Consider the following 7,049-nt stretch of genomic DNA (forward strand, 5'->3'; position numbering starts at 1 on the left):
GGGTCTTCCTGACACTGGGCATCGCGATGGGCTCCTACTGGGCCTATTACGAACTGGGCTGGGGCGGATGGTGGTTCTGGGACCCGGTCGAGAACGCCTCGCTGATGCCCTGGCTGGCCGGCACCGCCCTGATCCACTCCACGGTGGTGATGGAGAAGCGCGACGCGCTGAAGGTCTGGACCATCCTGCTCGCGATCCTGACCTTCTCGCTCTCGCTGCTGGGGACCTTCATCGTCCGCTCCGGCGTGCTGACCTCTGTGCACTCCTTCGCGACCGACCCGGAGCGCGGGCTCTTCATCCTGATGATCCTGGTCTTCTTCGTCGGCGGCTCGCTGGCCCTGTTCGCCTGGCGCGCGCCGCTGCTGCGGCAGGGCGGCCTGTTCGCGCCGGTCTCCCGCGAGGGTGCGCTCGTCGTCAACAACGTCTTCATCGCGACGGCCTGCGCCACGGTCTTCATCGGCACGCTCTACCCGCTCGTGCTCGAGATGGTCACGGGCGACAAGATCTCGGTCGGCCCGCCCTTCTTCAACGCCACCTTCGTGCCCGTGCTGGTGCCGCTGTTGCTGCTCCTGCCGCTCGGCCAATCGCTCGCCTGGAAGCGCGGCGACCTGCTCGGCGCCGCGCAGCGCAACCTCGCGGCCTTCGGCCTGGCGATCCTCGCCGCGCTCGCCCTCATCGCCTTCACCTGGGGCGGCCCGGTGCTGGCACCTCTGGGCATCGGCCTCGGCGTCTTCCTCGTCGCCGGTGCCGCTTTCGATCTCGGCGAGCGGATCGTCAGCCGTGCCAGCGGCTGGCCGGCCGTCTGGTCGCGGGCCAAGGGGCTGCCGCGTTCGGCCTGGGGCACCGCGCTCGCCCATGCCGGCGTCGGCCTGAGCGTCATCGGCATTGCCGCCGTGGTCTGGAGCACCGAGGCGATCGGCGTGCTGAAGCCGGGCGAGCGCCTCACCAGCGGCCGCTACACCGTCGTGCTGGAATCGATCACGCCGCGCACTGGCCCCAATTTCCGGGCGGATGTGGCGCGTTTCCAGCTGTTCTCGGGCAATCGCGAGCTCAAGCCCGTCGAGGCCGCCAAGCGTGTCTATCTCGCCCGCAACATGCCGACCACGGAAGCCGGCATCCGAACCGATGGCCTGAGCCAGGCCTATGTCGCGCTCGGCGAACCGCAGGGCGATGGCGGCATCGCGGTGCGGCTCTACGACAAGCCGCTGATCCTGCTGATCTGGATCGGTGCGATCGTGATGTCGCTCGGCGGCGGGCTGTCGCTGACGGACCGGCGCTTCCGTCTGGCGGCCCCGCGGCGTGCCAGGGCCGAGCCCGTCGCCGCTGCTGCCCAGCCGGCGGAGTAAGCGCCATGCGTCGAGAGCTTTGGCCGCGTTTCGCCCTCGCCCTCCTGCTTGCGCTCGCCCCCGGCCTGCCGGCGCTGGCGGTCCAGCCGGGGGAGGTCCTGCCCGACCCGGCGATGGAGCGCCGCGCTCGCGCTATCTCGTCAGAACTGCGCTGCCTCGTCTGCCAGAACCAGTCGATCGACGACTCCGACGCGCCGCTCGCCAAGGATCTGCGCGTGCTCGTGCGCGAGCGGCTCGTCGCCGGCGACAGCGACACAGCGGTGCGCGATTTCGTCGTCGCCCGCTATGGCGATTTCGTGCTGCTGCGGCCGCCCTTCGATCTCCGCACGGCCCTGCTCTGGGCCGCGCCTCTGATGATCCTGCTGGCGGCCCTGGTCTTCACCTGGCGGCGCGGCCGGGCGATGCCGGCTCCTGCCAGCGCGGCGCCGCTCTCCGAGGAGGAACGCCGTCGCCTGCAGCGCCTGCTGGATTCCGAAGCGCCCTGAAGCGGTGCAGGCACTGCGGAAACATCGCGCAACCTTACGAAACAGTCATCTTCGGGCGAAATCCGCGTAAGGCTGCGCCCGTCATGGTCCTCGTCACGAGCAGGGAAGGCCCTGCCGCTGATTTCGAGGTTCTCGCATGACGACCCAGACCACCCCCTCCCGCTCGATCCTGAAGCGCGGCGCGCTGCTCGCCGGCGCGGCTACCCTCGGCATTGGCCTCGCGGCCGGCCTCGCCGACGGTGCGCTCAGGTTCGACCACCCCGCCATCGCCCAGCCGATCCAGCTCTCGGGCGCCCAGACCAGCCTGCCCTCCTTCGCCGACATGGTCGAGAAGGTGAAGCCTGCCGTCGTCTCCGTCCGCGTCAAGCAGACGATCGACGCCGCCGATGACGGCCAGGGCAGCCTGGACGACCTCCCGCCCGGCCTACGCCGCTTCTTCGAGCAGCAGGCGCCGCGCGGCGCCAATCCCGGCCGGCCGCAGCCGCGCCAGGGCATGTCGCAGGGCTCGGGCTTCTTCATCAGCCAGGACGGCTATGTCGTCACCAACAACCACGTCGTCGACAAGGCCTCAGAGGTCCAACTCGTCACCGACGACGGCAAGACGCTGAACGCCAAGGTCATCGGCACCGATCCGCGCACCGATCTCGCGCTGCTGAAGGTCACCGAAGGCGGCAGCTTCCCCTTCGTCCAGCTCGCGGCCGGCAAGCCCCGCATCGGCGACTGGGTGCTGGCGGTCGGCAACCCCTTCGGCCTTGGCGGCACGGTCACGGCCGGCATCGTCTCGGCGCAGGGCCGCGACATCGGCTCGGGACCCTATGACGACTTCCTGCAGATCGACGCGGCGGTGAACCGCGGCAATTCGGGCGGGCCGACCTTCAACCAGAAGGGCGAAGTCGTCGGCGTCAACACGGCCATCTTCTCGCCCTCGGGCGGCAATGTCGGCATCGCCTTCGCGGTTCCCGCCTCGACCGTCGAGCAGGTCGTCTCGGCTCTGAAGAAGGACGGCACGGTGGCGCGCGGCTTCATCGGCGTGCAGATCCAGCCGGTCACCCCCGAGGTCGCCGAGGCGATCGGCCTGAAGGAGCCGCATGGCGCCCTCGTCGCCGCCGCCGAGCGCAACGGCCCGGCGGCCAAGGCCGGCATCAAGCGGGGCGACACGGTCCTCGCGGTCGACGGCGCCAAGATCAAGGATGCCCGCGAACTCTCGCGCAAGATCGCCGGCTATGCTCCGGGCTCCAAGGTCAAGATCACCGTCTGGCGCGACGGCAAGGAGCGCGAGATCGACTTCGAGGTCGGCCGTCAGCCGGCGGCGTAAGCTGCTCGATCCCCGCGCCGGCCGCCACGGCCGGCGCGGGGCAAAGGCAAGGCTCGCGTTCTCCCGGCAGTCCGTCGCCCCCGCGCCGGGAGACCAGCCTTCACCGCGGCAGGCCGGATGCGTATCCTCCGGCCTGCCGTTTTCGCTTGTTCTGGGATAGGCTTGGCCCATGCGACTGCTGATCGTCGAAGATGATGCCGAGGCCGCGGCCTATCTGACCAAGGCCTTCCGCGAGGCCGGCCATGTCGCCGACCATGCGGGCGATGGCCTGGAGGGCTATGCCATGGCCGAGGGCGGCGGCTACGACGTGCTCGTCGTCGACCGCATGCTGCCGCGCCTGGACGGGCTCTCGCTGATCCGCTCCCTGCGCGAGCAGAAGGACGCGACCCCGGCGCTGATCCTCTCCGCCCTGGCGCAGGTCGACGACCGTGTGAAGGGGCTGCGCGCCGGCGGCGACGACTATCTGCCGAAGCCCTATGCCTTCTCCGAACTGCTGGCGCGGGTCGAGGTGCTGGCGCGGCGCCGCGGAGCGCCAGCCTCCGAACCGACGAGCTACCGGGTCGGCGATCTCGATCTCGACCGGCTCGCCCATCGCGTCACCCGCGGGGGCACCGAGATCCTGCTGCAGCCGCGCGAGTTCCGGCTGCTCGAATATCTGATGAAGCATGCCGGCCAGGTGGTGACGCGCACCATGCTGCTGGAAAACGTCTGGGACTATCACTTCGATCCCCAGACCAATGTCATCGACGTGCATGTCAGCCGCCTGCGCGCCAAGGTCGACAAGGGCTTCGAGCACCCGATGATCCACACCATCCGCGGCGCGGGATACATGGTTCGTGACACGCAACGCTGATCCCTCCGCGGGCGAGGCGACGGGGTCGTCGCGGCCGGCGCAGCGCTTCCTGCCCAATCTGTTCCGGACGACCGCCTTCAAGCTGACGGCGGTCTATCTCGTCGTCTTCGCGCTCTTTGCCGGGCTTCTGCTCGGCTATGTCGCCTGGAACGCCAAGCGCCTGCTCGACGACCAGATCCGCTCCACCATCGACGCCGAGATCCAGGGCCTGGCCGAGCAGCAGCGGCAGGGCGGCATCCGGCGGCTCGTCAACATCATCGAGCGTCGCTCGCGGGCGCCGGGCGCCTCGCTCTATCTCGTCACCACCCCGGTCGGCGAGCGCATCGCCGGCAATGTCGAGGCGCTGCCGCCCGGCACGCTCGACCGCCCGGGCGAGGCTGAGATCGAATATGCCCGCACGAGCGAGGCGGTGGACAGGCCGAGCCGGGCCATCGTGCGCGTCTTCGTGCTGCCGGCGGGCTTCCGCCTGCTCGTCGGCCGCGACGTCGAGGAGCGCGAGCGCCTCGGCATCGTCATCCGCCGCGCGGCGGGGTGGTCGCTGCTGCTCGTCTTCGTCCTCGGTTGCTTCGCGAGCTGGTTCGTGGCGCGGCGCGTGCTCAAGCGCATCGACGACATGACGGGGACCGCCCAATCGATCATGGCCGGGGACCTTAAAGGCCGGCTCGCCATTGCGGGCACGGGCGACGAACTCGACCGGCTGGCGCTCAATCTCAACGCCATGCTGGAACGCATCGGCGAACTGATGGCCGGCATGCAGCAGGTCTCGGACAACATCGCCCATGACCTGAAGACGCCGCTGACGCGGCTGCGCAACCGGGCCGAGGAGGCCTTGCGCACAGCAAACTCGCCCGACGAGCTGCGCGCAGCGCTCGACGGCTCGATCGACGAGGCGGACAACCTGATCCGCGTCTTCAACGCGCTGCTGATGATCGCACGGCTCGAGACCGGCCGGATCCAGGACAGCATGGACACGCTCGATCTCTCCGAGATCGTGTCGGGCCTGGCCGAGCTCTACGAGCCGCTGGCCGAGGAGGCGGGGCTTTCGCTCGTCACCGAGGTATCGCCGGGCCTGCGCGTTTCCGGCAACCGGGAGCTGATCGGCCAGGCGCTGGCGAACCTGATCGACAATGCGCTGAAATATGCCGAGCCCGCCGCGGGCGAGCGGGCGCAGGTGATGGTGGCGGCCCGGCGGGAGGGGGACGAGATCCTGCTTTCCGTCGCGGATCACGGGCCGGGTATCCCGCCGGAGGACCGCGCCCGCGTGCTGGAGCGCTTCGTGCGTCTCGATGTCAGCCGCAGCAAGCCGGGCTTCGGGCTGGGGCTCGCGCTCGCGGCCGGCGTGGTGCGCCTGCATGGCGGCCAATTGCGGCTCGAGGACAATGCGCCGGGCCTGCGCGTCGTCATCGCCCTGCCGATCCTGACGGCTCAGCCGGAGCCTCTCCCGGCCTCGGTCGAGGAGGCTGGTCTCGCCAAGCCTGTGGACATGATGGCTGCGTCCACGCGTCCCGGCTCGACAGCGGCGCCGAACCCTGTTGGCGTTCCCTCCCTCTGAGAGGGACTGCGATGACGGGGCGTCTATGTGACAGGCTGAAGGCGGCGCCGGTGTTGCCGGCGCGGGGTCGGGCCGCTCAACTCCTGGCGAAAGACCTGATCGAGCGGCTGCATGACGACGCGGCTGCGCGGGAACTCGCGACGCATTTTGCCGAGAACGAACGCAGCGCGGCGCTCGTGGCGGGGCTGGTCGCGCATTCGCCCTTCCTCACCCAGATCATGCGGCAGGACCCTGCCGGCCTGCTCGCCTGCCTGACGGCGGAGCCGGAGGCGCAGCGCGACGCGCTGCTCGCTGAGATCGCTCGCGCCGGCGCGGCGGCGACCGAGGCGCCCGAACTCATGCGCCTTCTGCGCCGCTTTCGGCGCAGCATGGCGCTGCTGATCGCGCTCGCCGATATCGGCGGCGCCTGGGATGTCGAGACGGTGACGGCGGCGCTCACCGCCACGGCCGACAACGCGGTGAGGCTCGCGACCGACCATGTTCTTCGCCAGGCCGCCGATCTCGGGCGCATCCGCCTGCCGGATGCCGCCGATCCTGGGGCCGGCTCCGGGCTCGTCATGCTCGCGCTCGGCAAGCATGGCGCGGGCGAACTGAACTACTCCTCCGACATCGACATCGTCGTCTTCTTCGACCCCGAGGTGGCCGAGGCCGCCGGTGTCGGCGAGCCGACCAGCTTCTATGTGAAGCTTACCCAGCAGATCGCCCGGATCATCCAGGAGCGCACGCCGGACGGCTACGTCTTCCGCGTCGATCTGCGCCTGCGGCCCGACCCCGCCTCGACCCATGTCGCCGTGCCGCTGCCCTCGGCCTATGCCTATTACGAGACGGTCGGCCAGAACTGGGAACGCGCGGCGATGATCAAGGCGCGCCCCGTCGCGGGCGATCTGCCGCTCGGCCAGCGCTTCCTGAAGGACCTCGCTCCCTTCATCTGGCGCAAATACTTCGACTTCGCGACCATCGCCGACATCCACGCGATGAAGCGCCAGATCCAGACGGTGAAGGGCCACGAGACCATCGCGGTCGCCGGCCACAATGTGAAGCTGGGCCGTGGCGGCATCCGCGAGATCGAGTTCTTCGTGCAGACGCAGCAGCTCGTCTTCGGCGGCCGGCGCACGGCCCTGCGCGGACCGCGCACGCTGGAGATGCTGGCTGAGCTGACGCAGGAGGGGTGGATCACGCCCGCCGCCCGCGATGAGCTGGCGGAGTCCTATCGCTGGCTGCGGACGATCGAGCATCGCCTGCAGATGCGCCATGACGAGCAGACGCAGACCCTGCCCAAGGCGGCGGCCGATCTCGAAGCCTTCGCGCGCTTCTGCGGCTATCCCTCGACGGCCGCCTTCGGCAAGGCGCTGACCTTCCACGCCCGCCGCGTCGAGGGCCATTATGCGCTGCTGTTCGAGGAGGGCCCCAGCCTCGCCAGCGAGGCCGGCACGTTGAGCTTCACCGGCTCCGAGCTTGACCCGCAGACGCTGGAGACGCTGCAGAAGCTCGGCTTCCG

The 7,049-nt window shown here is 69.9% G+C and carries 6 protein-coding genes; all 6 read left to right on the plus strand.

The window, feature by feature from the left end; translation table 11 throughout:
- Positions 1-1,346, plus strand: a 1,346-nt coding sequence (locus tag Q8M82_RS03685) for a heme lyase CcmF/NrfE family subunit (protein ID WP_305690030.1), incomplete at its 5' end; no start/stop codon positions are given.
- Positions 1,347-1,351: 5 nt separating this feature from the next.
- Complete coding sequence (locus tag Q8M82_RS03690) at positions 1,352-1,831, plus strand: cytochrome c-type biogenesis protein (RefSeq protein WP_305690031.1); 480 nt, start codon at positions 1,352-1,354, stop codon at positions 1,829-1,831.
- 136 nt (positions 1,832-1,967) lie between these two features.
- Positions 1,968-3,146, plus strand: a complete 1,179-nt coding sequence (locus Q8M82_RS03695) for a trypsin-like peptidase domain-containing protein (RefSeq protein ID WP_371126222.1) — start codon at positions 1,968-1,970, stop codon at positions 3,144-3,146.
- A gap of 169 nt (positions 3,147-3,315) precedes the next feature.
- Positions 3,316-3,999, plus strand: a complete 684-nt coding sequence (locus Q8M82_RS03700; RefSeq protein WP_069054508.1) for a response regulator transcription factor — start codon at positions 3,316-3,318, stop codon at positions 3,997-3,999.
- A gap of 49 nt (positions 4,000-4,048) precedes the next feature.
- Complete coding sequence (locus tag Q8M82_RS03705) at positions 4,049-5,551, plus strand: HAMP domain-containing sensor histidine kinase (RefSeq protein WP_305690032.1); 1,503 nt, start codon at positions 4,049-4,051, stop codon at positions 5,549-5,551.
- Positions 5,552-5,562: 11 nt separating this feature from the next.
- A partial coding sequence (locus tag Q8M82_RS03710) for a [protein-PII] uridylyltransferase family protein (protein WP_465248066.1) occupies positions 5,563-7,049 on the plus strand: 1,487 nt, incomplete at its 3' end.

This window comes from Allobosea sp., from assembly GCF_030694325.1.
GTDB lineage: Bacteria > Pseudomonadota > Alphaproteobacteria > Rhizobiales > Beijerinckiaceae > Allobosea.